The sequence below is a fragment of the Streptomyces sp. NPDC004838 genome (assembly GCF_053600955.1).
Map to the genome: position 1 here is coordinate 16,837 of NZ_JBSGAW010000046.1, position 26,351 is coordinate 43,187.

At 70.1% G+C, this 26,351-nt stretch carries 25 protein-coding genes, 2 pseudogenes and 1 riboswitch; of the genes and pseudogenes, 10 read left to right on the forward strand and 17 right to left on the reverse strand.

The window, feature by feature from the left end; all coding sequences use genetic code 11:
• Window positions 1-529: 529 nt before the first annotated feature.
• A pseudogene (locus tag ACWEFL_RS34090) lies at window positions 530-652 on the reverse strand (DUF397 domain-containing protein); the annotation flags it as partial.
• A gap of 36 nt (window positions 653-688) precedes the next feature.
• Between ACWEFL_RS34090 and ACWEFL_RS34095 the strand changes: the two are divergent.
• On the forward strand, window positions 689-919 hold the full coding sequence (locus tag ACWEFL_RS34095) for a DUF6461 domain-containing protein (protein WP_451720607.1): 231 nt from the start codon (window positions 689-691) through the stop codon (window positions 917-919).
• A 168-nt stretch (window positions 920-1,087) separates the two neighbouring features.
• Here ACWEFL_RS34095 and ACWEFL_RS34100 read toward each other — a convergent pair whose 3' ends face one another.
• The 5 genes from ACWEFL_RS34100 to ACWEFL_RS34120 form a co-directional block, all read right to left on the reverse strand.
• Entirely contained in the window at window positions 1,088-1,381 is a 294-nt protein-coding gene (locus tag ACWEFL_RS34100) for a ComF family protein (protein ID WP_451720547.1), read from the reverse strand.
• Window positions 1,378-1,599, reverse strand: a complete 222-nt coding sequence (locus ACWEFL_RS34105; RefSeq protein ID WP_133024831.1) for a helix-turn-helix domain-containing protein — start codon at window positions 1,597-1,599, stop codon at window positions 1,378-1,380. Before ACWEFL_RS34105 ends, ACWEFL_RS34100 begins: the two co-directional genes overlap by 4 nt.
• The gene (locus ACWEFL_RS34110) at window positions 1,599-2,090 is read right to left on the reverse strand and encodes a DUF2975 domain-containing protein (protein WP_451720550.1); all 492 of its coding nucleotides are present in this window, start codon (window positions 2,088-2,090) and stop codon (window positions 1,599-1,601) included. Before ACWEFL_RS34110 ends, ACWEFL_RS34105 begins: the two co-directional genes overlap by 1 nt.
• A gap of 343 nt (window positions 2,091-2,433) precedes the next feature.
• Window positions 2,434-2,643, reverse strand: a complete 210-nt coding sequence (locus tag ACWEFL_RS34115; protein WP_451720552.1) for a hypothetical protein — start codon at window positions 2,641-2,643, stop codon at window positions 2,434-2,436.
• A gap of 312 nt (window positions 2,644-2,955) precedes the next feature.
• A complete protein-coding gene (locus ACWEFL_RS34120; protein WP_451720555.1) occupies window positions 2,956-3,447 on the reverse strand; it encodes a hypothetical protein in 492 nt (163 codons plus the stop codon).
• Window positions 3,448-4,402: 955 nt separating this feature from the next.
• Here ACWEFL_RS34120 and ACWEFL_RS34125 point away from each other — a divergent pair.
• Window positions 4,403-4,627, forward strand: coding sequence for a hypothetical protein (locus tag ACWEFL_RS34125; RefSeq protein WP_451720558.1), 225 nt, complete (start codon window positions 4,403-4,405; stop codon window positions 4,625-4,627).
• 372 nt (window positions 4,628-4,999) lie between these two features.
• Here the strand turns inward: ACWEFL_RS34125 and ACWEFL_RS34130 are convergent, their stop codons facing one another.
• Window positions 5,000-6,034, reverse strand: coding sequence for an SGNH/GDSL hydrolase family protein (locus tag ACWEFL_RS34130; protein WP_451720561.1), 1,035 nt, complete (start codon window positions 6,032-6,034; stop codon window positions 5,000-5,002).
• A 440-nt stretch (window positions 6,035-6,474) separates the two neighbouring features.
• A protein-coding gene (locus tag ACWEFL_RS34135; protein WP_451720610.1) for an IS5 family transposase occupies window positions 6,475-7,346 on the reverse strand; the annotation gives its coding sequence in 2 pieces (ribosomal slippage) (window positions 6,475-6,543 and window positions 6,546-7,346; 870 coding nt in all).
• Between the two features lie 137 nt (window positions 7,347-7,483).
• Between ACWEFL_RS34135 and ACWEFL_RS34140 the strand changes: the two genes are divergently transcribed.
• Window positions 7,484-7,675 (forward strand): hypothetical protein, encoded by a 192-nt coding sequence (locus ACWEFL_RS34140; protein ID WP_451720563.1) that lies wholly within the window; start codon window positions 7,484-7,486, stop codon window positions 7,673-7,675.
• Between the two features lie 330 nt (window positions 7,676-8,005).
• Here the strand turns inward: ACWEFL_RS34140 and ACWEFL_RS34145 are convergent, their stop codons facing one another.
• Window positions 8,006-9,238: an MBL fold metallo-hydrolase gene (locus ACWEFL_RS34145; protein ID WP_451720566.1), complete on the reverse strand. Its 1,233-nt coding sequence runs from the start codon at window positions 9,236-9,238 to the stop codon at window positions 8,006-8,008.
• Window positions 9,239-10,136: 898 nt separating this feature from the next.
• Between ACWEFL_RS34145 and ACWEFL_RS34150 the strand changes: the two genes are divergently transcribed.
• Window positions 10,137-10,757 (forward strand): TetR/AcrR family transcriptional regulator, encoded by a 621-nt coding sequence (locus tag ACWEFL_RS34150; RefSeq protein WP_451720569.1) that lies wholly within the window; start codon window positions 10,137-10,139, stop codon window positions 10,755-10,757.
• A 272-nt stretch (window positions 10,758-11,029) separates the two neighbouring features.
• Here the strand turns inward: ACWEFL_RS34150 and ACWEFL_RS34155 are convergent, their stop codons facing one another.
• Both ACWEFL_RS34155 and ACWEFL_RS34160 read right to left on the reverse strand, forming a co-directional pair.
• Window positions 11,030-12,112, reverse strand: coding sequence for a DUF6745 domain-containing protein (locus tag ACWEFL_RS34155; protein ID WP_451720613.1), 1,083 nt, complete (start codon window positions 12,110-12,112; stop codon window positions 11,030-11,032).
• A gap of 260 nt (window positions 12,113-12,372) precedes the next feature.
• Window positions 12,373-12,699 carry a hypothetical protein gene (locus ACWEFL_RS34160; protein WP_451720572.1) on the reverse strand — a complete coding sequence of 109 codons (327 nt, stop codon included), beginning with the start codon at window positions 12,697-12,699 and terminating at the stop codon, window positions 12,373-12,375.
• A gap of 258 nt (window positions 12,700-12,957) precedes the next feature.
• Between ACWEFL_RS34160 and ACWEFL_RS34165 the strand changes: the two genes are divergently transcribed.
• The 5 genes from ACWEFL_RS34165 (at window position 12,958) to ACWEFL_RS34185 (ending at window position 18,563) form a co-directional block, all read left to right on the forward strand.
• Window positions 12,958-13,914: an STM4015 family protein gene (locus ACWEFL_RS34165; RefSeq protein WP_451720575.1), complete on the forward strand. Its 957-nt coding sequence runs from the start codon at window positions 12,958-12,960 to the stop codon at window positions 13,912-13,914.
• 4 nt (window positions 13,915-13,918) lie between these two features.
• A complete protein-coding gene (locus ACWEFL_RS34170; protein WP_451720578.1) occupies window positions 13,919-15,220 on the forward strand; it encodes an STM4014 family protein in 1,302 nt (433 codons plus the stop codon).
• A gap of 100 nt (window positions 15,221-15,320) precedes the next feature.
• Window positions 15,321-16,256 (forward strand): STM4013/SEN3800 family hydrolase, encoded by a 936-nt coding sequence (locus ACWEFL_RS34175; RefSeq protein WP_451720616.1) that lies wholly within the window; start codon window positions 15,321-15,323, stop codon window positions 16,254-16,256.
• Window positions 16,253-17,608: an STM4012 family radical SAM protein gene (locus ACWEFL_RS34180; protein WP_451720580.1), complete on the forward strand. Its 1,356-nt coding sequence runs from the start codon at window positions 16,253-16,255 to the stop codon at window positions 17,606-17,608. Before ACWEFL_RS34175 ends, ACWEFL_RS34180 begins: the two co-directional genes overlap by 4 nt.
• A gap of 10 nt (window positions 17,609-17,618) precedes the next feature.
• A complete protein-coding gene (locus tag ACWEFL_RS34185) occupies window positions 17,619-18,563 on the forward strand; it encodes an STM4011 family radical SAM protein (protein WP_451720583.1) in 945 nt (314 codons plus the stop codon).
• Window positions 18,564-18,856: 293 nt separating this feature from the next.
• Here ACWEFL_RS34185 and ACWEFL_RS34190 read toward each other — a convergent pair whose 3' ends face one another.
• Window positions 18,857-19,897, reverse strand: a complete 1,041-nt coding sequence (locus ACWEFL_RS34190) for a M23 family metallopeptidase (protein ID WP_451720586.1) — start codon at window positions 19,895-19,897, stop codon at window positions 18,857-18,859.
• Window positions 19,898-19,899: 2 nt separating this feature from the next.
• A riboswitch (cyclic di-AMP (ydaO/yuaA leader) is annotated at window positions 19,900-20,061 on the reverse strand.
• A 985-nt stretch (window positions 20,062-21,046) separates the two neighbouring features.
• Here ACWEFL_RS34190 and ACWEFL_RS34195 point away from each other — a divergent pair.
• A complete protein-coding gene (locus tag ACWEFL_RS34195) occupies window positions 21,047-21,859 on the forward strand; it encodes a tyrosine-protein phosphatase (RefSeq protein WP_451720589.1) in 813 nt (270 codons plus the stop codon).
• Window positions 21,860-21,878: 19 nt separating this feature from the next.
• Here ACWEFL_RS34195 and ACWEFL_RS34200 read toward each other — a convergent pair whose 3' ends face one another.
• The 5 genes and pseudogenes from ACWEFL_RS34200 to ACWEFL_RS34220 all read right to left on the reverse strand — a co-directional run.
• Entirely contained in the window at window positions 21,879-22,058 is a 180-nt protein-coding gene (locus ACWEFL_RS34200; RefSeq protein ID WP_451720592.1) for a DUF6126 family protein, read from the reverse strand.
• An 87-nt stretch (window positions 22,059-22,145) separates the two neighbouring features.
• The gene (locus tag ACWEFL_RS34205; protein WP_451720595.1) at window positions 22,146-22,766 is read right to left on the reverse strand and encodes an XRE family transcriptional regulator; all 621 of its coding nucleotides are present in this window, start codon (window positions 22,764-22,766) and stop codon (window positions 22,146-22,148) included.
• Window positions 22,767-22,876: 110 nt separating this feature from the next.
• Window positions 22,877-24,322 carry an aspartate aminotransferase family protein gene (locus ACWEFL_RS34210; protein WP_451720598.1) on the reverse strand — a complete coding sequence of 482 codons (1,446 nt, stop codon included), beginning with the start codon at window positions 24,320-24,322 and terminating at the stop codon, window positions 22,877-22,879.
• A gap of 3 nt (window positions 24,323-24,325) precedes the next feature.
• On the reverse strand, window positions 24,326-26,200 hold the full coding sequence (gene dxs, locus ACWEFL_RS34215; protein WP_451720601.1) for a 1-deoxy-D-xylulose-5-phosphate synthase: 1,875 nt from the start codon (window positions 26,198-26,200) through the stop codon (window positions 24,326-24,328).
• Between the two features lie 15 nt (window positions 26,201-26,215).
• Window positions 26,216-26,351: pseudogene (locus ACWEFL_RS34220) on the reverse strand (flavodoxin-dependent (E)-4-hydroxy-3-methylbut-2-enyl-diphosphate synthase); the annotation flags it as partial.

Genomic DNA, 26,351 nt, shown 5'->3' on the forward strand with positions numbered 1-26,351 from the left:
AGCTCGCGCGGATGTGCGGGGTAGTGCACCACGTGACGGCCGGCCATCGAGCCAGTCGAGATGCCGGGGGCCGGCGATCAGGGTTTCTCGGCGGTAGTTGCTCGCACCAGCACCGCTCACACGCCGACAGAACCGCGAGCGTCCGACTGCGCTGAGGTCACGGTCATCCGTTCGGGTGCTGCGATCTTGTTTGGGGAGTTCGGGCACCGGTATCTCAACGTCGGCGACGTGATCCTGCCGGCTCCTCGCACCCTCCGCGGAGTGGAACCCGAGGGCCGGATCACGGCCACGACACTCTATCTCGACCGCGACTTCGTGGCCGATCAAGTCTTCTGGCAGTACGCGCCAGCGTTTACCGACCGCTTCGACGCGCGCCACTTCGTAGATCCCCACTTCGCTGATCCAGCGTCGTCCAGGAAGGCCACCGGAACTGTGTGGCCGCGCCTTACGGTCCTTCGCGGCCTGGCTCGAGGCCCGTGTGCTTGTCCAGGCTGGGGCGGGCGAGGATTGGTGACGCGGATGGCTGCATTCAGTCCGCCTCTACGGATTCGAGGTACGTGGCGAACGGATGGCGGGAGAACCGGAGGACGGGCCCGCCGGTCAGCTTGCTGTCCCGCACCCCTACCGGGCCAGTGCGGCTGGTGGCGATCTCGACGCAGTTGCGACTTCGGAGTCGGGCTCTCTCCCCATCTGGACCGGGAGAAGCGGCGGGCGCTCGGCGAGCTGTGCGAGGCGCTCGGCTGGCCCAGCGCGGGGGCGTGGCAAGGCCCGGGGCTTCCGCCTCAAGGAGGAGGCTCCGGAAACGGACCTGTCCTCACCGGCAGCGTTCGCTCTGGCGGAGCACCTGACCGGTATCGCCGTCACTCCGGCACTGCTCCAGGACACGACGTTCTGCTGCGCCACCGTCCAGCTCCGATGACATCGTCCGTCCGCCCCACGTGCGGGCCCATGGATGCGGGATGGATGACAGCGCGGTGACGAAACGCCTCGGACAGCCCCCGGAAACGACGAAATCCCGTCCGCTCAGAAGATCGGACGAGAACCCGTCAACCGTCCCTGAGCCAGCTCACGAACAATCGGGTATCTGTCAGCGGGGAACTCGAGCGAGGTCCAGGCCACGGACCTCCGCGGCGCCGACCTCCTGCATCAGGTATTTCCCGACGGTGTGGAACGTGGCTCCGGTGGTGAAGACGTCGTCGACGAGCAGGATGCGCTTGCCCTGGACAGGAATGCGCAGCTTCAGGGCGGTGGCGTGCTCCTTGGCCGCCGCCATCTTCCCGTTCCAGCTCACACCGCCGCCGGCCGACTTCTTGGTCTCGCGCGTTTTGACCATCACCGGCCTGGAGGGGTCGGCGATGACGCGTCGGCAGGCACGGTTCATTCGCCCGCGGTGTCCTCGGCCTCCCAGCGAAGCAGGTCGCCTGGCTGGCACTCGAGCACCTCGCAGAGCGCGGCGAGCGTCGCAAAGCGCACCGCCTTGGCGCGGCCGTTCTTGAGTACCGCCAGGTTGGCGGGCGTGATCCCTACGCGGTCTGCGAGTTCGCCCACGGACATCTTCCGCCTGGCCAGCATCACGTCGATGTCGACGGCGATCGGCATCAGATCACCTCGTCCAACTCGGCCTGCATCTGCGCCGCTTCGACGTCGCGGGCGACGGCCTGGGCGAGCAGCGTCCGCAGCACGAGCACGACGAGCGCGACTCCCAGGATGGCCACGCCGATCCCGCCCATGATGAGGGTGACGCCCGGGTCGTCCCGCTGGCCGGGCGCATTCAGGGCCGTGACCGCGAACCACACGAGAGCAGCCGCAACGATCGCACCGATGATGACGTCCACGTACCGGAAGGCGGCGTGGGAGAACACGGTTCCGCGTCGCACCATCGTTACCAGTCGCCATACGCAGACCAGGGCGACCTGAGCCGTCCCGATGCCCAGGATCGTGATCACGCGCAGCGGGGTCAGCGGGAGCGACCCGTCCTCCGGGTCGCTCCCGCTGACCAACGCCCACACCATCAGCGCCTGTACGAACACGGTGCCGGTGAGCACCACGACGAGCACGGCGCGCAGCGCGCGCACGGTCAGCTTTCCCATGCCCATCCTTCCATCGAGCTACGATGGGAATCTATCGAATCTCGATAGGTGAAGCAACGGGACCGGAGGGCGGGCGGCGGTTTCGCACCATGGCGGGATGCCGCCGCCCCCTCCTGCGGCATGGCGCGATGCGAAGATTCTCGATCTTGCCGAAGCCGACCTTGCTTATCCGCAAATCGCGCTTGTGACACTCTTCCTCGTACTCTCCCCGGGCCCCGTACCCTGGCCTGTTCTGCCACAAAGGGAGGGAGTTCGGGGACGGCGGACCAGGGCATGCGCGTCCTTCTTCAGCGAATCCCGCATCCGGGGCCGCCCAGCGGGCGGCACCCCCGGACGGGAACGCTCAGCACCGGTCGAGACCGCCGCTTCGCTCCAGGTCGTCCACGAATTGCGCGTGCACGTGAAGCTCGCGGCCTCTGCCCGGACTCGTCAGGACGATGGTCTTCGCCTCCCCGAGTGCCGTGGGGCCGGCCCCCAGCAGCTCGCGCGTGATCACCACCGCGTCGAGTACCTCGACTCGGCGCTCGCTGAGCAGCCTCTGCACGGCGGCCATCCCACCAGCACGGGCAAGCAGGGGTCGGCACTCATCCACAAGCGCCTCGAGTCGGGCAGCTCTCTCCGGACGCAACCCTCTGATCACCATCGCGGTGCCCCCTCGCCTTCACAGATCCGCGTCCTGCCCCGATCATGCCCCGGACGCCCTGAGCGCCGTCATTTCCCGGGTTCCGGCTCACTTTCCGTGGATCACCACGCCGAGTGACGTCCGTCGGGCGGGCAGACCCCCCGAAGGCTGCCTGAAAATGATCCCTCCCCAGTGCTCTGTGGCTGACAGTCCGGCACGTGGAATTCTGCGGGATCAGCGATGTCAAGCCGTGCGCTTGTGCATCACGTCGAGGTAGTGACGATCTCGGTGAGGCACGTGGTTGTCCCGGCCCGGGAGGCTGAAGACCGCGTAGACGTCAGCGGGCCGGGCGAGGATGCTGGACTGCCGGCCGAAGGTGAGGGCGTCGTTGACGTGATGCTCACAGCCTGCGGCGTCCAGGGCCGCGACCAGTTCCTCGCGGAGCACCGTGGCCTCGAACGACTCCGACCCGGGCAGGACGAGAGCGGGGAGCTTCGCTGCCGAACCGGGCCAGAGGTCGATCCGGATGCCGCTGACCGCCCGCTGGGTGACGTCCAGCTTGAGCCCGCCCCAGGAGTACGGGTAGCCGTCGATGTCGGGCCCCTTCATGCGGATCGCGGGGTGCGGCCGCCCCGGGCCGAGGAGGCCCTCGGCCTCGGCCAGGGGCATACCGCAGCGAAGCGGACCGACACGGCCGGTCCGGGCGAAATCGACGAGCACGTTCATCAAGGTCACGACAGCGACTGTGTCACTCTCCCCGGCCTGTGCGCACTCACCTGGGCCACCACCCCCAACACCCGCCTCCACACGACGACCACGACGACCACGACGACCACGACGACTGAAGCGTGCTGCGGTTCCACCCGATCACGTAGCGCCCCCGCCCGCCAGCCTTCGGCCCACGGTGTCCCCCAGCCACAGGATCAGGGCGAGCCGTCGAGCGGGGCGGGGGCGGGGAAGTGCGTGCCGGACGGAGCCCGCGTGCCTGGACCGCCCTTCTCGCTCCTGCTGCGGGCCGTGGACCGGCGGGGTCCAACCGGCCCCGTCCCCCGTGCGGGGCTTCGGCTGTCTGCCGCGAACGCGCTGAACCGCCATGAAGAACAGTCCTGACCGCGTGCGTACGGGCCGGATCCCGCCGTACGGGCCCGGGCGGTAGCAGGTGGGCTCGTCTGCCTGCCGCGCATGGCTGGACCGACATCCAAGTCGTCGGACCAGCCGAACTCAATGACGCGTTCGCACGGCTCGCCCGTCGCTACACCGCCGCCTCGTCGAGCGGCCCGCGAGCAGGTCTGAGGGCCACTCTCACCAACGACTCGGGCGGCGATAGCTGATGGCGTTCCGGCCATGACATGCAGACGGCCGCACGGGTTCTTCGAGTGCGACCGGGAAGTGGGCCCGTGCGGCCTTGTCCCATCCCGCCCTCACCGGCGTCTCGCACCGGCGTCTCGGCGATGTGATCGAGGGGTCGGCCGAGCCATGGTGCGCGCTGCGTGAAGCGGAGCCGCACGAACCGCGTGGCCGCCAGCGCGTGTGGGCAGTGGGCGCCGGCCGAGGCAGGAGCCGGTCTTCACCGGCCGCGTGGGCTCGCCCTGGCTATCCGCGCACGAACCCGCCCCTGGGGCACTGGCCGAGCCGTACGGGATCGGCCGCTCTACCCTGCGTCTCCCTAGGCCGCGCGGTGTGTCTGGACATGCCCGTCCAGGCTCTCTCGACCGAGGACCCGGTGGGACTGCTCCACGGTCTCGACGAACTGGGCCCAACCAGCCCCCGGCCGACCCGGGCCCTTCAGCAGAACGACACTTCCCGGTTCGGGATGGCTCCCGCACTCGTCCGGACCCTCGCCGAAGCACCTCAGCGCACAACGGCTGTGGCCGATCCCCACCACAACTTCCCCAAGGAAACAGACCTGTCGTGATGGGACGCCGACGAGCAGCTCACTCCGGCGCCGACCCGCCCGACCCCCACTGGCACCGGGCCGTCGCCTACGAGATGGCCTTCCACCTGGCTCCGTCGGCCTCAGCCCGCCCTCTTCACCGGCGTGGACGGTCGTGGATCGCGCTCGTCGGCCGACGCGGCACGATCGAAGCGGACGGGGACGGTTCATCTGGTGGTCCGCTGGCTTGGACGGCGCTGAGCGGGGCTACTCGAGGTGAGCGTTGCCAGGCGCACCATGCGGTGGTGAGGGCCAGTTGGGACAAGTGCCCTGGAATCCTGTGTGCTGCGAAGCCCCAGGCCGATGGCGGGTCCTGGGGCTTCGTTCATGCGGGGAACGCGGTTGTGTGGCCGGTCAGCGGTTGAGGACTTCCTCGATCTTGGTGGCCACGCGCTGGGCCTGGATGTCGCGGCCCTTCTCGTTGGGGTGTGCGTACCACGGGATCGGCTGGCCGAAGAGTTCGAGCTTGGAGTTCTCCAGCAGGCCGCCGATGCCGCGGTTGGCGCCGTCGCACGCCGTGTTGTTCCCGGTGTGATCGTAGAGGTCTACGAAGTCGGCACCCTCATCCGCGGCGGCCTTCTTCATGACGTCGTCGAGCCGCTTCTGGACCTGGTCCAGGACCGGTAGCGCGTCCTTGGGGATGTCGGCGAACGGCAGTTGCGTCTGGCCGGGGGCTGGGGTCAGGCACTTGGTGGTGTCCTCGGGCACGAGCCGGGGGTAGCCGACCAGGACGCGCTTGGCGTCCGGGGAGAAGTACTCCATGCGCAGGAGGATCTGCTCCAGGTCCCCTTCGACCTGCTGGAACCGGTTGTCCAGCCATGCCTTTCCGTCTTCCGACTCGAAGAAGTCCCGGCATTCGCCGGCCGGCTTTTCCGGGTCCGCCGGATCTCCGGGCAGCAGAGGGTGCTTGCGGAGTTCGTCGGAGCACTGCTTGATCACGCTGGTGAAGCCCAGCGTGTTGCCGCCCATGCCGCCCACGATCAGCCGGGTGTCCTGCTTGAGCGCGTCCTGTTGCGCCGGGAGCGTCCCGGCGCCGAAGGGCAGCTCCTGCTTCTCCCAGAAGTGGTGGATGAGTGCGCCTCCGCAGGAGACGTCCGACTGGACGTCGAGCGTGATGTCCTTGTCTGCCAGGCGCCGGGTGGCGACGGCGGGATAGTTCTCCGTGGCCTGGAAGCACCAGCCCCTCTCGCTGTCTTGGTTGTTCACGGGAGCGATGCCGAAGTTGGCGGTGTAGGAGTCGCCGAAGAAGACGGTTGGCACCGGGTCGGCGGGCGCCGCGGCGGCGGTTCCCGCCGGGACGGTGAGGGCCAGGCAGCTGCCGAGCGCGATCGTGGCGGCGGCCAGCCGCCGCGCCCTGGGAGTGGTCGTCTTGCGCATGGCCGAAGGCATGGCTGTGCCCTTTCATCGGGGCCCACGAGAAGAGGGAATGAGAGAGATGTAACGCTGGGTATTCATTCACAAGCGGAACGCGATGGCCTAGTGGTGGTGAAGCGCAACCGGGCGATCTTGGCCAGCCTCTTCACGCGGGCTCGTCTCGCCTGCTCAGCGGGGGTGTCGAGAAGGGGCGGCTGCTGAGATCGAGAACGTTCATGACCCGAACGGGGAGGGCCGGTGCGGCCGCGATGCGAGCCGGACAGCGGGGCCGCCTGCCGCTGGGGGGATGGGAGTCGGCACACGGCCGTTCCTTCCGCACAAGTGAGCGGCCGTCGCGGACGTGTGCAGCAGCCGACACGGTTGTGCAGCTCGAACCGGCCAGAATTCCGCCTGCGACGGGTCACCCGGGCCGTCTCACCCCTGAGCGTCGGACGAGGAGAGGCCCGGGAACCGCATCACAGCCACTGGTGGATCGCCGCGACGTGGACGGTGGCCTCGAACCGAACCGAGAGCTTGTACGCCGACAAGTGGCGACCGCCCGACGCTGCTTCAGACGACTGATCCCGCGCTCGACCGCGTGACGGGCCTTGTCGTCCTGCCAGTCGACGGCAGGTGGGCGGCCACCCGCACGGCCACGACCCTTGCGGTTGCGCACCTGGCCGGCCGGCTCGGGGATGGTGCACCTGATCCCGCGCCTGCGCAGGTAAGCGCGGTTCGCGCGAGAGGAATACGCCCTGTCTCCCCGCACCCGCAGCGGGCGAGTCCTTGGCCGGCCGCCACCGGGCCTGGGTACCCGGATCGCATCCAGTACCGGCTCGAACTGAGGACTGTCGCCCCGGTGCCCGGCGGTGACCAGGAGCAACAGCGGCTTCTGGCCCCGCTCGCACGCCAGATGGATCTTGGTGGATAAGCCGCCCCGCGACCTACCCAGCCCATGGTCATCCGGCTCGCTCGCCACCCCACCAGGCGGCTCCTGCTGCTCCGCGCCGCCGCGACGGGCACCGGCCGCATGCTGATGGGCCCGACAGACCGCGGAGTCGACATTCACCTCCCAGATGATCAGCCCGGCCGCATCGGCCCGTGCCTGCAGCAACGTCAGCAGCCGGGCCCACACTCCCTGCCACTGCCAGCGCCGGAACAGCCCATACACCGTTTGCCAGGGCCCGTACTCACGCGGCAGATCACGCCACGGAACACCGGTCCGCACACGCCACCGCACGCCGTCCACGAGTCGCCGCCGGCCCGGCGACCTGCGGCTCACCCCCACCGCAGGCAACAACGCCTCCAGCACTGACCACTGCTCATCGGAAAGATCCCCACGCCCCACATGGCCGATCACCCCGGTGCAGGACGACAACCAGAAGACCCACCTGAAACACCGCCTAGGAGCGCATCGCCACCAAGCAGACCGCAGCCGCCGTACGGGAACCGCTCACCCGGGCCGCCACGGCAACCGCACCCTTGATGCGCTGCTCCGATCCGGCTGTCGTCACCGCCACCGAACAGCTGCTGCACGCCATGGGAGATGTGGAGAACACCGCCCGTCTGGAAGCCGCACTGGAGACGTTCAGCCGAGCTGTGAACGCGGCCACCGCGCCGCAGCTGCCCTGGTGGGCGCGGGCGCGGCAGGACCGCTTGCCGGGGCCCCGGCGTTGATGCCTCCGGGGAAGCCTCACCAGACGACCTTGACCGCACACTCCGCCGAGAGTTACGCAGAATCCAGCTCCGGCCCCATCTGATCGACGGCTGCCTCACCGCAACCAACCTGACCCCGTGCACGGTTCAACGCGGCGTCGCGTTCACCTTCACTCGCACGCTCACGCCCGAACCACGTGTACGAGGCAGTGGCCGATACCCGGACGGCTGCTCCCGCTGCCGTTGACGCGGCGGCCCGTCGATCGCCCGAAGGAACTGCTCCCGCTCGGTTTCCGACATGGCCGCCAGCATATCCGTGACGCGCCTCAGCTCCTCCACGTCCACCGGCAATCAGTCCTCGCCCACCAGATCAAGATCACGTGTCGTCTTCAGAGCAAGCTCCGGCACCGGCCACTTGCGGGTGACCGACTGCGATACATCCCGCCACCACGGACGCGAGGGAATCTCACCAGCGGGCTCGAACGGCTGGCCCGGAATCGGCAAGGCCACCGCCTGGCCGACCGCCTCGGCCGCGGCCAGCGTCCACTCCCCCGGCTCGGCCCAGGGATGCAACGCGAGGTTGAATGTTCCCCAGTGGATCGGCAGCATGACACCGCCCGGCTGGCCTTGCCGCAGGTCAAGGTGGGCCTGGACCCCCTGCGAAGGATTCATGTGAATGTCCGGCCACGCGCCCGGCAACGGCGTAGAATCCGTGTGATTCTTGGGCCAGTACTCGCTGTACGCCCCGATCTGGATCATCGTGGCGTCGAAGGGCCCGTGCTCCGCGCCGATGTCCCGGAAACCGGGGAAGTAGCCCGTGTCGCCGCTGTGGTAGACGCGGTGCTCAGGGCCCGCGACGGTCCAGGACGCCCAGAGGGTGTTCTGCTGATTGCGCAGGCCCCGGCCGCAGAAGTGCCGTGCCGGGGTCGCGGTGAGCCGGATTCCGGCCACCTTCGTCGACTCGTTCCAGTCCAGTTCGCGCAGCCGGTCGGCGGGCACACCCCACCGTTCGAGATGGGCGCCGACCCCGAGAGGAACGGCGAAGACGGTGTCGGTGGAGGCCAGGGCCTTGATGGTGGGCAGATCGAGATGGTCGTAGTGGTCGTGGGAGATCGCGACCACATCGACCGCGCCGAGTTCGGCGAGGGGTACGGGCACGGGATGGAGCCGCTTCGGCCCCGCGAAGGGGAAAGGGGAGCAGCGCTCGCCCCAGACGGGGTCGAACAGCACTCGCCTCCCGTCGATCTCGGTGAGCACGCTGGAATGGCCCATCCAGGTGACGCGCAGCCCGGACGCCGGGGGTTTCGCCAGGTCACGGAGCGTGGTCGGATGCAGCGGTACCCGGCCGATCGGCGATCTGCGGGCCCTCGCCTCCTTGTGAAAGTAGATCTTGGCGAATTCGACCATGGACGCACCGGACGGCCTGGTACTGGCCCCCACAGGGTTCTGGAAGGACCCGTCCGAGAAGTTCGGCGAGCGCAGAATCCGCTCCAGCCGCGCTCCGGCGGGGTCGGCGCCGAACGGCGCGGTACGAAGCGAGCGCAGCCGGGATCTCAGTGAGCGGGGGGAGCCAACTCCGGTCACGGCACCTCCTGGTATCGGGGTCTTCTCATTATGTGCGCGCGGTACGACAGTGCCGGGTGCGGATCGGCCGCATGGGAAGCCGCTCCGATCACCCCCTTCACCCGATTGGCCTCGTCCGTCCGGTCGCACGCCGTGGCGGGACGGCCGGCACGGTGATGGCGATCGCGGGGGCACGACCGCCGGCCCGGAGGCCGGGCGGCCCGAGCCTCATTCCGGCCTCCGGACCGGTTCTCCACGCAGCGGATTCCGCCATCAACATCCCAACACCGGTCCTGTTACCGATGTTCCTGACCCCGCCACCCGAGTCGCCCGCGAACGCACGCGCCTTCGGCCGCGGCTCCGGGCGGGGCCGGTCGACGGTTGCGTCGACATGGATACCGAACGGTCCAGATACTGAATGGTTGTTCAGTTGATCGATCGGTGCAGCGCCTGGAGGGAGCGGGTCAGAGCGTGCCCCGTATCCCCGGGCGGACGGGGCACGGTGGTTCCCGTGCGGGCGGGTCACCGAGGCCGGTATCGGCTCCGTGCGCCCCGGGTCGCTCACGGACACGGCGCCCGGCGGTACTCCTCCGGCGGTGCTCGCTCCGATCGTTCCCGTACCCGTGCCGTGACCCCGGTACGCGCCTCCTTCTCCTGGGCAGTGGGGTAGGCCGGCGGTGGCGGTCGTAGGCCGTGGAGCCCGCTCTGTCCGTGGGGTCCCGCGGTCCGCTTCACAGCAGTCCGGATCCTCCGGACCGCGGGTGACGCGGCAGCCCGCGTGTCCCCGTCGTCGGCACACCGAGCACGCACAACGCGTTCGGTGTGCCGACGACGTACGGAGGACCGCGAGGTGCCGCCGGGCGTCGGAGGGAGCGCGGATTCATCCCGCGCGCCAAGATCGGCTGTGTAGGGTGAGGCCGTGGCCAGAGTCCGGTTGAGCGTGGCAGAGCGGCGCGAGGAGTTGCTCGGAGCCGCCGTCGAGCAGATCGAGCGGCGCGGTGTCGCGGCGGTTCGGATCGCCGATGTCGCCGCCGCTCTCGGTGTGAGCAACGCCCTTGTCCTGTACCACTTCTCCACCAAGGAGAAGCTGGTCGCCGCCGCGTTCACCCACGCCGCCGACGAAGACCTCGCCCAGTTGCGGAAGCTGCTCAACCGCCGGACCACGGCCGTGCGCAGACTGCGGGCCGCGGTCCGCTGGTACGCCCCGACGGGGACCGCCAAGGGCTGGCGGCTGTGGATCGAGGGATGGGCCGCCGCGCTGCGCGAGCCCGCGCTGCGGGAGGTCGCCCGCGATCTCGACCAGCAGTGGAAGGCCGCCCTGACGGAGGTCATCGCCCAGGGAGCGGCCGAGGGCGAGTTCCCCTGCCAGGACCCCGCCGCGACGGCCTGGCGACTCACCGCGTTCCTGGACGGGCTCGCCGTACAGATGACCTCGTACGCGGGTTCGCTGTCACGGGCCGCGATGCTGGAGTGGACCGACGACGCGCTCGCCCGCGAACTCGGCCTGGATCGCGAAGCCCTCACCGCCGCGACCCGCTGAACGGCCCCGTCGAGCGTCACCGGACCTTCCGGCGGGCGGGACGGGCATCCGCTCAACGCCCGCGCCCGGCCCCGGTCGCTGCCCACCCTCCCCTCCCTGGCCGACACCCACGGCACGGCCGACGCCATGTCCACGGGCTCCCCCACGGCAGGCGGTCCGGGCCCGGCCCGGAGGAGAGAGCGCGCCGGTGGGGCACGCCGGGCCGCGGTGCCCGAGGCTGTACGGGCGAGGGCGGTACGGTGCTCGTCGGCCGGGGGGGGGATCCCGGCGGCTCAGGTCTGACGGAGCGGCTCGTACGCCTCCGCTTCCAGACCGAAGGTCCAGGCGACACCCTCCTTCGCCGTCCTGGTCTCCGGCGGCACCCGCAGCCAGTACGTGCGGAAGGTGCCGTCCGGCTCCGCCGTGGAGTTGAGCACCTCCACCATGACCACGTCCTCGTCGCCCCGGAGCGGGATCCGCCACAGCGTGCCGGTCTCGTCCTTGTGCACCGGCTGGGCGCCCGATTCGGCGAGGTACCGGTCGTAGCCGTAGTGCTCCAGCATCACCCGGCGGAGCTCGGCGTTCTCCTCGTCGCGTATGCGATCGGTGGTCAGGGAGGTCAGTTCGCTCAGGAACTCGGCGGGCACCGGCATACCGCGCCAGGCGTAGAGCCCGAAGCCGTCGGCGAAGGCGAGGGCCGGTCCTTCACCGCTGTCGAGGCGGCCCGCCTCGTCGCGGTGCAGCTCGACCGGGCGCTCGCAGACCACCGCGGCCTTCTCGTACGGCCACCACCAGCCGGCGTTGGCGGCCACTTGCGCGAGCCCTTCCAGCCGTTCACTGCGGCCTTCGAAGGCCGCGAGCCAGGCCGCGTCGTGCTGTCCGAGAACCGCGTCGAGGAGCAGCAGGCGGAGATCCGCGGCCTGGACGTCCGCTCCGGGCTCCGCCGGGCCGCCCGCCGAACCGTCCGCCGGGTCCGCGCCCCGCGTTCCCAACCCGTCGGGGGCCATCGCGCGCCCTGTCGACGCCTGTTCCAGAAGCCCGCTCCGGATCCGCTCGGCGAGGGCGCGCGTGGTGTCCCAGAGCTGGGCGCCGGTGGCGCTCCACAGTTCCGTCCAGCCCGCGGGCCCCAGTTCGTCGTGCACGCGCCGGCGTTCCTCCGCCCAGGGGCGGGTGCGGACCTGCTCACGGACCGACGGCCCGGCGTCCAGAGCCAGGACGGCGGTCGCGCCCGCGCGGGGCGAGTCGGCCCAGATGATCCGTTCGGGCTCGGCGAGCCCGGCACTGCGGTAGGCGATGCGTACGCCTTCTTCGGCCGCGGCCCGGTCCGCGGGTCCGGTCGCCGTCGCGACGGCCCGCCACTTGTCCACATGACCCATGTCCATGTCACCCATGTGATTCCCCGTCCCCTGTCGGCCGGTCGTCGGCCGGTGTCGTTCTCTGCGTGTCCTGCCCGGTGCCCGTGCTGCCCGGTGTCTGTACTGCTCTGTCCCAGTGCCTGTACTGCTCTGTGTCCGCACTGCTCCGTGCCCGCACTGCTCTGTGCCCTGTGCGGTGATGTGCCGGTGCCGTTCCCGTCGCGCGAGCCACGTGAGCCGCTGAGCCCGTGAACGGTGAGCCCGTGCGCGAGGCCGCCGGGTCAGTCGGCGACGACGCGTACCGCCCCCGGCAGGTACTCGCGCTGGCGCACCACGCGGTACCAGCCCCTGGGGAGCGTGATCGCCGCGTGCTCCTCGTGGACCACCCGGCCGCCGGTCGGCAGATGGAGCACCATCGGGCCGAACGGGCCCGGCTCGCGCACCAGACGGCCGGCGCCGGGCACCGCGTGGGCGTGGCCCGTGACCTCCCCGAGCGCCAGCACCATCCGCCCCCGCGCGTCCCTCGGTTCGGCCTGCGCGTTCTCGATGTGCGCGGGCACGGCCTCCTCCGCGACGGGCACGATCAGGACATCTCCCTGCCGGTACATGGCTCTCCCCTCGATGCGCGGCACCGAGTGCGCCGAGCTGAGAACGACGCTAACGGCCGGGTGTGACAACGGGGTCCACGGCCGGGCACCGCTCGCCTGCCCACCGGCCCGGAACCGGCCGTGACCTGGGACCGAGACTCGAACCGCGCCGGGCCGCGGAAGCACCGCAGGGCCCCCGCGATCAGCGTTGTCAGTGCGGCTTGGTAGAACTTCTGCCCATCAGCCGATCAACCACGTCCGGTATCTCTGGAGCCCCTCATGAGCGTATCGAGCCATCTGCAGGAGTTTCACGGCCTGCCCGTGTTCGCATTCCCCGATGCCGACAAGAAGGTCGAACTGCCGTCCGCGGACTCGGTGGCCTGGCGGATCGCCGTCGATTCGTACGAGAGCGACGAGGCGTGGGAGGAGGCGTTCGCCCGCTTCCTCGCGGCCGTGGACACCTCCGAGGTGCGGGCGCTGATCGTCGGGGCGTGGAGCGACGTGTACGACACCGGCCCCGAACCCGTGGTCTCCGCGATCGTCGACGCCCGCGAGCGGCTCCCCGGACTGCGGGCGCTCTTCGTCGGTGACATCACCTACGAGGAGTGCGAGATCTCCTGGATCAATCAAGGTCTGGTGTCACCGCTCATCGACGCCTTCCCCGAACTGGAGCGGTTCGGGGCGCGCGGCGGCCAGGGCCTGCGCTTCGACGCCCTGCGGCACGAGAAGCTGCGGGCCCTCGTCATCGAGACGGGAGGGCTGGGCGCGGACGTCGTACGCGCCGTCGCGGCCAGCGATCTTCCCGCGCTGGAGCATCTGGACCTCTGGATCGGCGCGTCCGAGTACGGCGCGGATGTCGCCGTGTCCGATCTGGAGCCGATCCTCGCCGGCACCCGGCTGCCGAGCCTGCGGTATCTGGGCCTCTGCAACAGCGACATCCAGGACCAGATCGCCGTCGCGGTGGCCGGTGCGCCCGTGGTCGGCCGTCTCGACACCCTGGACCTGTCGATGGGCACGCTCGGCGACGACGGGGCCGAGGCCCTGCTGCACGGGCAGCCACTGACCCATCTGACGAAGCTGGACCTCAACCACCATTTCGTCAGCGAGCCGATGGTGAAGCGTTTCGAGGCCGCGTTCGAGGGCTCCGGTGTGGTGGTGGACCTCGGCGACGAGCAGCTCGGCGAACTCGACCCGGACGACGAGTGGGACCACCGCTACACCTCTGTGGCCGAGTGACGCCGTGACCGGGACACGCCCCCTGCCCGCCCCCGCTCTCGCGGTCGTCGGCAATCCGGCCAACCGCCGCGTGACGCTGTTCCAGGACGCGGCGCTCGCCGCCGGTCTGCCCGCCGTGCGCGTGGTGCCCTGGATCGACGTGCTGCGGGACCGGGCGCTGTTCCGTCCGGGTGAGTACGTCCGCATCGACTCGCCCGGCGAGGACCCTGAAGTGGACCGGGAGTTGCGGGGCGAGGGCGACCCCGCGCGCGTCGAGGGGACCGCGCTCTGGTACGAGCGGTTCACGGCGGCTGCGCGCCGGGTGACGGGGGCCGCGGTCGCCGCCGGGGCCGTACCGCTGGATGATCCAGACGAACTGGCGGTGCTGTTCGACAAGCGGCTCTGCCACGGTGTGCTGCGCCGGGCCGGCGTCCCGGTGCCCGATTCGCCCACGTCCGGTGCCGGGGCGCGGGCGGTACGCGGCTGGGACGACGTCCGCGCCATCGGGGAGGCGACGGGGTTGCGCAGGATGTTCGTCAAGCTCGCCCACGGGTCGTCCGGTTCCGGGGTCCTCGCCGTCGAGACGGCGAGCGGCGGGCGGGTGCGGGCCACCACGTCGGTGGAGCGGGACGGGCGCGGCCGGCTCTTCAACTCGCTGCGGGTCCGCCGGTACACGGTCGAGAGGGAGGTCGCCGCGATCGTGGACGCCCTCGCGCCGGACGGCCTCCACATCGAGCGATGGCTGCCGAAGGCGTCCCAGGACGGGATGACCGCGGATCTGCGGATCGTCGTCACCGCCGGCCGGGCGACCCACGCGGTCGTCAGAAAGGGCTCGTCACCGATGACCAATCTCCATCTCGGCGGGGCGCGCGGCGATCTGGCGGCGGCCCGCGCCGCCGTCGAGGCCGCGGGCACCGCCTGGGACGAGGCGCTGGGGATCTGCGAGCGGGCGGCGGCCCGCTTCCCCGGGGCCTTGCGCGTGGGCGTCGATCTGCTGCCCACCACGGGATGGCGGCGTTTCGCCGTCGGCGAGGTCAACGCCTTCGGGGATCTGCTGCCGCGACTCACCGGCCTGCCGGGCAGCGGGGTGGAGGGCCTGGACACCTACGGGGCGCAGATCGCGGCCGTACGGGAACGAGCGACGCGACGGGACGACGGCCGTGCACCGCGCGGAGCCGTCGCCCCGCACCGAACCCCCGTACCCCACCAGGCTCCCGTACCCCACCGAACCCCTGCACCGCATCACGCTCCCGTGGCCCACCAAGCCCTCGCGCCGGGGAGAGCGGGCGCACCGGAAGGGACGGGGAACCACCGTGCCGACGCCTGACGCCGTCACCCGGCCCGGCCGGGAACACGCTGCCCTGGGCATGAACCCCGCCATGAACCCGGACATGAATCCTGACGTGAACCCGGAGATGAACCCGGACATGAACGAGGTCGTCGGCCGCGACGATCTGCTGTTCGTCACGCTCGACACCCTCCGCCACGATGTCGCCGCCGAACTCGCCGAGGCCGGGCGGATTCCGAACCTCACCCGCCGCCTTCCCGGGGGCCGCTGGCAGAAGCGGCACGCGCCCGGCAGTTTCACCTACGCCTCGCACCAGGCGATGTTCGCGGGCTTTCTGCCGACTCCGGCCGCGCCGGGCCCTCACCCCCGGCTGTTCGCCGCGCGCTTCGACGGCAGTGAGACGACGGCCGGCCGGACCTTCGTCTTCGACACCCCCGATCTGGTCACGGGCCTCGCCCGGGCGGGGTATCGCACGGTCTGCATCGGCGGAGTCGGCTTCTTCAACAAGCGGGGGCCGCTCGGATCCGTACTGCCGGGAATGTTCCAGGAGAGCCACTGGGAGCCCGAGTTCGGCGTCGCTTCGCCCACCTCGTTCGAGGCGCAGGTCGCCCGTGCCGAGGAGGTCGTCGCGGCACTCCCCCACGACCGCCGGCTCTTCCTGTTCGTCAATGTGCCCTCGCTGCATCAGCCGAACTGGTTCCATCGTCCTGGCGCGACCCGCGAAGCGGGCGACTCCCGTGAGACGCACGCCGCCGCGCTGGAGTACGTCGACCGGCACATCGGCCGGTTGTTCGACGCCACGCGCAGCCGTCGGCGCTGCTTCGCGATCGTCTGCTCCGACCACGGCACGGCGTACGGCGACGACGGCTACACGGGTCACCGGCTGGCCCATGAGTCCGTGTGGACCGTGCCGTACGCGCACTTCTTCCTCGAAGCGGCCGAGCCGACCGAACCAACCACCGTGCCGGATCAGCCGATTGATCCGCCGGAGCCGGCCGAACCAGTTGAGCCGGTCGAACCGGTTGAACCGGCCGTGTCACCTCCGCAATCCGAACCACCCGAGGCCGCCGTATGAGCACGCCACCGAACACACCGCCCGACCATCCGCGCCCGTACCAAAGTTACGTCTACGCCTATCCCCACAAGACGGCGTACCGGCCGCTCGCCGACCGGCACTCCCTCGGCGAGCTGTGGGCCGCGGAACGCAAGGACGCGCTCTCGCTCTATCTGCACATACCGTTCTGCGAGGTCCGCTGCGGCTTCTGCAATCTCTTCACCCGGATCGGCGCTCCCGACGAGCTGACCACCCGCTATCTCGACGCGCTCGACCGGCAGGCGACCGCCGTACGGGACGCGCTCGGCGACGACGGGCCGGTGCGCTTCACGGCCGCGGCCTTCGGCGGCGGCACGCCGACGTTCCTCACCGCCGATGAGCTGGACCGGCTCTGCGACATCGCCGAGAAGCGCATGGGCGCGGATCTCGCCTCCGTCCCACTCTCGGTCGAGACCTCACCGTCCACGGCGACCCCCGATCGGCTCGCCGTACTCGCCGAGCGCGGCGCCACGCGCCTCAGCATCGGTGTCCAGAGCTTCGTCGACCAGGAGGCGAAGGCGGCCGTACGCCCGCAGCGGCGTGCCGAGGTCGAGTCCGCACTGGCCCGCATCCGGGAGGCGGGCGTTCCCGTCCTCAACATCGATCTGATCTACGGGATCGACGGCCAGACCTCGCGGAGCTGGCGATACTCCCTGGACTCCGCGCTGGCCTGGCGGCCCGAGGAACTGTATCTCTACCCGCTCTACGTCAGGCCGCTGACCGGTCTCGGCAGGCTCGGGACGGGCGGTGATCACTCCTGGGACGCCCAGCGGCTGCGGCTGTACCGGCAGGGTCGTGATCATCTCCTGGCCCACGGCTATGAGCAGGTGTCGATGCGGATGTTCCGCCGGGCGGACGCACCGGCCTCGGACTCCCCGGACCACGCCTGCCAGACCGACGGCATGATCGGCCTCGGCTGCGGAGCCCGCTCGTACACCTCGCGTCTGCACTACTCGTTCGACTACGCGGTCCGGATGACGGAGATACGCGGCATCATCGACGCGTACACGCAGACGAGCGCCGAGGACTTCGGCCGCGCCGGCGTCGGATACGAGATGGACGAGGACGAGGCCCGCCGACGCCATCTCCTCCAGTCGCTCCTCCAGGCCCAGGGCATGGAGACAGGCGACTACCGCGACCGCTTCGGCCGCGATCCCGAGGACGACTTCGGTCCCGAGCTGGAACGGTTCACCGTGCTCGGCTGGCTGGACGAGTCCGCGCCGCCCGGACTGCTGCGGCTGAGCGCCCAAGGGCTGGCGTACTCGGACGGGCTGGGACCGGAGTTGTTCTCCCCCGTCGTACGGGCCCGTATGGCCGCGTACGAGCCGAAGTGAGACGGCGGACATGGATCATCTGACCGTCCTCTACCGGGGACCGCTCGCGTCCTGCGACTACGACTGTCCTTACTGCCCCTTCGCCAAAAGGCGCGACAACCCCGCGCGACTGCGGGCGGACCGGGCCGCGCTGGAACGGTTCGCCGCCTGGGTGTCCTCGCGGCCGGACGACCGGCTCTCGGTTCTGTTCACCCCGTGGGGCGAGGGTCTGGTGCGCTCCTGGTACCGCCGCACCCTGGTCGAACTGTCGCGGCTGCCGCAGGTGCGACGGGTGGCGATCCAGACCAATCTCAGCTGCCGCACCGACTGGCTCGCCGAAGCCGATCTCGACACGCTCGCGCTCTGGTGCACCTACCATCCGGGGCAGACCCCCTACGACCGCTTCCTCGCCAAATGCGGCGACCTGGCGGCGCGGGGCGTCCGTTTCAGCGTCGGCGTCGTCGGTCTCCCCGAGCATCTGGAGCAGGCCCGCCGTCTCCGTGCCGAACTGCCCGAGCGGGTCTACCTCTGGGTGAACGCGGCGGAGGGGCACGGTTACACGGACGCGGAGGCCGCCGACTGGACGGGGCTCGATCCGCTCTTCCCCTACAGCCGCCATCCGCACCGCTCGGCCGGACTCCCCTGTCGTACGGGCGAGTCGGTCATCTCGGTGGACGGCGACGGCACGGTCCGCCGCTGTCACTTCGTCAGCGAGGAACTGGGCAACCTCTACGACGGCTCGTACCGGAGCGCGCTGCGTCCGAGGGCGTGTCCGCTCCCCGTCTGCGACTGTCACATCGGCTATGTGCATCTGGAGTCGCTGCCGCTGTACGACGTGTTCGCGGGCGGCGTCCTGGAACGGATCCCCGCCGCCGGACCCACCGCCGCCGCCGAGCCCGTGCTCCTGCCGTTTCCGGTGCCGGTGCCGTTCGGCAACGGCACCGGCACCGGCACCGACCAGGAACGGGACGTATAGCGGCGGCGGTACGGGAGCGCATCGGTCCCACCGGGATGCCCAGGGGGGCGAAAACGCCGGATCCCCTCGCGCCACCGCGGCGGTGCGAGGGGATCCGGGCCGTTCGGCCCGCGGGTGCGAGCCGTTCGGCGAAGAGATCAGCGGAACCGGAGTCCGGAAGAGCCGGGGCTCAGAGGTTCAGAGGACCAACGGGACCGGAACGCGCCGGTGCCGTCAGGATCCGTCAGGATCCGTCAGGATCCGTCAGGATCCGTCAGGATCCGTCAGGATCCGTCAGGATCCGTCAGGATCCGTCAGAGCGAGACGCCGTGCTGGCGCAGGTACGCCACCGGGTCGACGTCCGAGCCGTAGCCGGGGCCGGTGCGGACCTCGAAGTGCAGGTGCGGACCGGTGGAGTTGCCGGTGGAGCCGGCGCGGCCGATCTGCTGGCCGCCGCTCACACTCTGGCCGGACGAGACGGAGAGGGAGGAGAGATGGGCGTACTGCGAGTACTTGCCGTCGGTGTGCCTGATGACGACCTCGTTGCCGTACGCGCCGCTCCACCCGGCGGAGACGACGGTGCCGGGTCCGACGGACCTGATGCTGGTGCCGGTCGAGGCGGTGAAGTCGACACCGGTGTGGTACCCGCTGGACCACATGGAGCCCGAAGCACGGTAGGAGGTGCTGACGTTGCCGGACGGCGTGGGGGTGGTGTAGCCACCGCTCCGCTGGGTGGTGCTCGGCGCGTCGTCGGACGCCTGGGCCGATCCCCGGACCGAGGAGCCGGAGGCCGAGGACTTGGCGTTTGAGGACTTGGCGTTCGAGGACTTGGCCGACGGAGACTCGGCGGACGAGGAGCCGGAGGACTTCTGCGACTGCGCGGCCGGAGCGCTCTCGCGGGAGTGGTCACGGGAGGAGCGGTCGTCCGAGCGCTTCTCGGCCTTCGCCGGAGCCTTGCCCTCGGCCTTCGCGCCGATGGTGAGCTTGAGGCCGGGGTGGATCAGGGAGGGGTTCTCGCCGACGGCCTCGCGGTTGTCCGCGTAGAGCTTCTGCCAGCCGCCCCTCACCTGCTGTTCCTCGGCGATCTTGGCGAGATAGTCGCCCGCGACGACACGGTAGGTGACCGGGGCGGCGGCGTGCTGCCGCACCTCCGGGGCGGCCGGAGCGCCGCTCGCCTTCGCCGGGGCGACGGCCGAGGGAACCGTCTGTACGGCGGGGGCGGTCTGCTCCGCGGCCTGGGCGCCGGTCGCGCCCATCAGCGGGATGGCGATGGCCGCGCCACCGGTACCGGCGGCGACGAAACCGCGGGCGATGGGGCCTGCCTGGATACGGCGATGCTTACCCTTTTTGGGCATGACGCTTTCCTCTCCGGCGCCTGCGAGGTGAGCTGTCGGGTTCGGGCTGGAGATGCCCGGCCGCGCGATGAGCACGACTTCACCCCAAGCCGTCCGGATACCCGGAATCGGCGTACTACCTGGGTCCCCCGCTCCTGCCACATGTGAGTGGGTGAAATTCGGGCGGCGGCAGGATGAGGCGTGCCGCCCGGAATTCCGAGACCGTAGACCGGCCGTACCGAGCGGAACAAGCCGAGGATTATCCCGATCGGTGAACTGGGTCATTCTCCGGGGGAATTCACCGTCACACTCCGTGGACCGAAGTCCGCAAAACTCCTGCCCCGCAGGCGTATTCCACTTCTGGGCGCGGCCACACACCGTCACGGATATGATCCTGCTCACGAGCGGATCCCATATCCCGCACTTATAGGGCACGTTATGGCGAACCTCCTGATTCGGACATAAGGCACATGTGATCCCATAAGGGTTGATCGCCGCGATTGCCGCTCCCAACTCCTCACCTTTCACACGGAAACGACAGCCGTACGTCGATTCCCGTCCACCTCGACAAGGCGCGGCCGTATGACCATGGCGCCCGGGTTCGCCCCGAGCCCGCCCGGGCGCGGACCCCGCGTCTCGGCCGGGTTCCTGCTCGCTCAACACGGCGGGGCTCCCGGAAACAGGATTCGAAAGCCACTTCCCGATGCACGGTCCGCAATCGGCCGACCAGTGCCTCAAGAACGCCGACCAGCGCCCGAAGAACAACGTCGGCATGCCCGGTCCGCCATTCCCGCGAATACTCCCCACCGGGACAGACCCGCGTCCATGAATCGGCGCGTCCATGACACAGCGGTCGAGGTCCCCTTCCGCAAATGCGATCGGAGCGCCGGTCAGAAGTGCGCCCGACTACTCACGGAGACAGAGGCTGTCCCATAGGCCCGCACACCCCGCCGGGCGAGGTTCGCCGCGAACCGTGATGGCGGAACCCGGTGCGGGTCGGGCTCGCCATATGTACGCGCATCATCGAGAGCGCGCGGGCGTCCGGGTGATGGCGCCGGACGGGACGCGGCAGCCCGTTTCCGCTGGTTGCCCGAGGTACCGATGTCGTATCGTCGATAAAACGCCACCGTCGGCGACCGATGCCGACGGCTGTGATCTCCTGGAGCCTTCGTGACGCAGCAGTTGCCGCAGGTCCCCTCGAACGAGCCCGAGCTGACCGGAGTGCGCAACTTCCGCGACGTGGGCGGACTGCCGACCGTGGACGGCGGGACAGTGCGGTACGGGCGGCTCTTCCGCAGCGGGCATCTCGCCCACGCGACCGAGAGCGACGCCTCGTTCCTGGCCACCCTCGGGCTGCACACGATCTTCGACTTCCGCAACAACGCCGACATCCAACTGGAGGGGCCGGACGTTCCGCTGCCCGGTGTGCGGAATCTGAATCTGCCCCTCAGCGACCCGGCCGACGGGGCCGAGTTCTGGCGCATGGTCCGCGAGGGCGGCATCAACCAGCTGCGGTCGATTCTGGCGGACGGCAAGGCGGCCGGCCGGATGGCGGAGTCGTACCGCATGATGATCACGCAGCGCACGGGCGATCACAGCAGGATTCTCCACGCGCTCGCCGAGGACAGCGTTCCGGCGCTGATGCACTGTGCGGCGGGCAAGGACCGCGCCGGTCTCTCCATCGCGGTGTCCCTGCTCGCGGTCGGGGTGGAGCGGGACGCGATCGAGGCGGACTACCTCAAGTCCAACGACCCGCACCGCCGCTACCTGATCCGCCGCAAGGACGACTCGCCCGCAGCGATGTCACCCGAGGTGATGGAGCTGCTGAGCCCGCTCTTCGACGCGCGCGCCGAGTATCTGCACACGGCCTTCGACGCGATCGAGGAGACGTGGGGCACCACCGAGCGCTACCTCACGGACGGGCTGAAGCTGAGCCCCGGAACGCGCGAGCGGCTGCGGGAGCGGCTGACCGAGACGGCGTGAGCCGTCCGGGCCACCTGATCTACTTGGCGCCGACCTCGAACAGGAGATAGAGGAAACCGGCCAGCAGGTGGCCCGCGATCAGATACGCGAAGAGCCGGACGACCAGGCCCCTGGGGAACTTCCCCTCTTCCTTCATCTCGTGCTTGGCCGGCGTCTGGGGCACGGCGGCGTCCTCGGGAACGATGGGGGTCTCGGACATTTCGTGGGCTTCTTTCTTCTGGATTCTTCGGGTTTCTTCAGATCTGGACGATCTCCCGGGGCCTCGGCGCTTGTCGCGCCTGGTGTCTCAGAAGTGCGGATGGATCTCGGGGCTCTGGAGCAGGGTGTGGACGAAGAGCATCTCGGCGCCGTCGCGGGTGCCCGCGGCGATACGGTGCGGGGTGAGCGAGTCGTAGTGCGCGCTGTCCCCGGGACCCAGCTCGTGCACGGCGTCCCCCAGACTGAGCCGCACCCGCCCGTCGAGGACGTACAGCCACTCCTCTCCGGGGTGGACCCGCACCAGATCGCCCTGGGCGCCGTACGGAACGATCAGCCGCAGCGCCTGCATGGCCCGGCCGGGACCGCCCACCTGGTGGTAGGTCCAGCCGTCGGCCTCGGAGGGTTCCCGGCGGCCGGCCCGGATGACGGGGTCGTGCTCGGGCGCGAGCTCGCCGAGCAGCTCGGCGACTGTCGTACCGTAGATCCTGGCGAGAGAGAGCAGCATCGGCAGCGAGGGCTGTCTGCGGCCGGTCTCCAGCCGGGAGAGATGCGCGGGCGAGAGACCGGCGCGCTGGGCGGCGGCCTCCAGCGTGAGACCGCGGCGGCGGCGCAGATCGCGGAGCCGGGGCGCCACGTCGGGCAGCTCCACGGGCGTTTCGCCGGCAGGAGTTCGGGGATCCGGGGGGTGGCCCCCGGGAGGACTCTGCATACCTTCATTGCGCCAGGAAAATGCCTCCGAGGCAAGTTTCTTGCCTCAGAGGTAAATTTCGGCCTTCGGGCCCGCCCGACGGCCCTGGCGCGGGCGGTGCGAGCGTCCGTTCAGCGGGTTGCGACGGCCTGCTTGACCAGGGTCTTTCCGAAGTCCCACATCAGTGCGCCGCCGGTGTGAGCGTCGTCCATCACCGCGGTGAAGGCCGTGACGAACCGGTCGACCTCGGGTTCGCCGATCGTCAGCGGCGGGATCAGCTTGATCACCTCCAGATGGTCGCCGGAGACCTGGGTGAGGATCCGGTGCTTCTGCAACAGGGGCACCACGACCATCTGCGCGAACAGGCCCTTCCGGGCGGCTTGCAGCATGCTCCAGCGGCTGCGCAGTCTGAGCGAGTCGGGCCGCCCGAACTCGATGCCGATCATGAGGCCCCGGCCGCGTACCTCGTGCAGGAACTCATAGCGGTCGACGAGAGCGGCCAGCCGGGTGCGCAGAAGATCACCGGTCGTGCGTGCGTTGGCGACGATCCGTTCATCCTCGATCACACTGAGCACGGCCAGTCCGGCGGCCATCGCCTGGGCGTTGGAGCCGAAGCTCGCCGAGTGGACGAGGACCCGGTCCATCGAGGAGTAGACCTTCTTGAAGATCCAGTCCTTGCCGAGGGTCGCCCCCACGGGCACATATCCGCCGGACAGGGCCTTCGCGACACAGACCAGGTCCGGCTCCACGGCGTCGGCGCCGTCCTGGTGCTGGTACGCGTAGAAGTCGCCCGTCCGTCCGAGGCCGGTCTGCACCTCGTCGGCGATCAGGAGCGCCTTGTGCCGGTGGAGCAGTTCCTGCGCGGCACGGAGAAATCCGGGCGGCGCCGCGAGGACGCCCTTGCCCTGGATCGGCTCCACCACCAGCGCGGCGACATCGCCGCGCTTCAGCTCCCGCTCCAGCGCGCCCAGATCGCCGAGCGTGATCGCGGTGTCGGGCAGCAGAGGCGCGAATCCTTCCCGGAAGCCCCCTTCCCCGTTGACCGAGAGCGAGCCGGTGGTCAGGCCGTGGAAGGCGTGGTCGCAGTAGAGGATCCTCGGCTTGCCGGTGGCGTACCGGGCGAATTTCAGCGCGGTCTCGACCGCCTCTGTGCCGCTGTTGCCGAAGAAGACCCGGTCGAGATGGGGGCTGTGGGCGAGGAGCTTCTCGGCGAGCAGTCCGGGCAGCGGCTGGCAGTCGAAACGGGTGAGATCGGCCGGCGAGGCGTCGAGGACGTCGTGGAGCGCCTTGCGTACGACGGGATGGTGCCGGCCGAGGCCCATCACTCCGAAGCCGGCGAGCATGTCGAGGTAGTCGTTCCCGTCGGCGTCCCAGAAGTACGCGCCCTCGGCCCGCTCGTAGACCTTGTCGAAGCCGATGGTGTGCAGCATCCGCGGCAGCTGGTGGTTCAGATGCCGTGAGTGCAGTTCGTAGCGCTCGGCTCCGCGTTCGGCGAGCAGTCTCGCCAGGTCGAAACCCTTCGGTCGCTCCGGAGTCCCGGACGGGCCCCCCGAGGGGGTCCCGGTCGGCTCGGTCATCGCTCAGCTCTCCTTGACTGCCATGGCGGCACTGATCCGTCCCGCGATCTCCACCGGGGTGAGACCGATGTCGGCCAGCACCTCGCCGCGTTTGGCGTGGGCGAGGAACTGCTCGGGGATGCCGAACGTCCGCAGCGGCACGTCCACACCGGCGTCGCGCAGCGCCTGCCCGACGGCGGCCCCCACGCCCGAGGTGCGGCTGTTGTCCTCCACGACCGCCACCATGCGGTGGTGCGCGGCGAGCGGGGGAAGCTGTTCGTCGACGGGTTTGACCCAGCGCGGGTCGACGACGGTGCAGCGGATGCCCCGCCCTTCCAGCAGTCCGGCGGTCTGGAGGCAGACGGCCGCCATGGCCCCGACCGACACGAGCAGCACGTCCGGCTCTTCCGTGGCGTGCAGTACGTCCATTCCGCCGACGCGGGCGACGGCCGGGACCGGCTCCCCCACGGCCTCCTTGGGGAAGCGGAGCACGGTCGGCGCGTCGTCCACGTCGACGGCCTCCCGCAGCTCCTCGCGCAACCGCTCGGCGTCGCGCGGCGCGGCGATGCGCAGACCGGGTACGACCTGGAGGATCGACATGTCCCACATGCCGTTGTGGGAGGGCCCGTCGGTGCCGGTGACGCCGGCCCGGTCGAGGACGAACGTCACCCCGCATCCGTGCAGGGCGACATCCATGAGCACCTGGTCGAAGGCGCGGTTGAGGAAGGTGGCGTAGACGGCGACGACCGGGTGGAGCCCTCCGGTGGCGAGCCCCGCGGCGGAGACGGCGGCGTGCTGCTCGGCGATCCCGACATCCCACACCCGGTCCGGGAACTGCTCGGCGAACCGGGTCAGTCCGACCGGGTGGAGCATGGCGGCGGTGATCGCCACCACGTCGGGGCGTTCGGCTCCGATGGCGGCGATCTCGTCTCCGAAGACGGCGGTCCAGGACGGGCCGCCGGGGGGTGAGAGCGGTGCGCAGGTCAGGGGGTCCATCGCTCCGACGGCGTGGAAGCGGTCGGCGTCGTCCTCCAGGGCCGGCGGGTAGCCGCGGCCCTTCTCGGTCAGGCAGTGGACCAGCACCGGGCCGTGGAACCTCTTCGCCCGGCGCAGCGCGGACTCGACGGCGGCCGTGTCGTGGCCGTCGACGGGGCCGACGTACTTGAGGCCGAGGTCCTCGAACATGCCCTGCGGGGCGAAGGCGTCCTTGAAGCCCTTCTTCGCGCCGTGGAGGGATTCGTACAGCGGCCTTCCGACGACGGGGGTGCGGTGGAGGACGTCCTTTCCCCAGGCGAGGACCTGTTCGTAGCCGTCGGTGGTACGGAGGGTGGCGAGGTGGTCGGCGAGGCCGCCGATGGTGGGCGCGTACGAGCGCTCGTTGTCGTTGACGACGATGACCAGCGGGCGGTCCTTGGCGGCGGCGATGTTGTTCAGCGCCTCCCAGGCCATGCCGCCGGTCAGCGCGCCGTCGCCGATGACGGCGACGACGTGGTCGTCCTTCCCGAGGACCTCGTTGGCCTTGGCGAGGCCGTCGGCCCAGCCGAGGACCGTGGAGGCGTGGGAGTTCTCAATGACATCGTGCTCGGACTCGGCGCGCGCGGGGTAGCCGGAGAGGCCGCCCTTGCCGCGCAGTTTGGAGAAGTCCTGGCGGCCGGTGAGCAGCTTGTGCACATAGCTCTGGTGACCGGTGTCCCACAGGACCTTGTCCTTGGGGGACTCGAAGACCCGGTGCAGGGCGATGGTCAGCTCGACCACGCCGAGGTTGGGGCCGAGATGCCCGCCGGTCCTCGCCACCGCGTGGATCAGGAACTCTCGGATCTCGCCGGCGAGTTCTTCGACTTCCGCAGCGGTCAGCGCCGTGAGATCGCGCGGGCCTTTGATGCTCTCCAGAATCGACACGGTCGTCCCCCTTTCCTAGCTGACGGTGACGGCGGGCGGGCCCGATGCCACTCCCGCCTTCTCCATCTGTTCGGCGATCTTCATCGCCTCCTCGATCAGGGTCTCCACGATCTTCGACTCCGGCACGGTCTTGATGACCTCGCCCTTCACG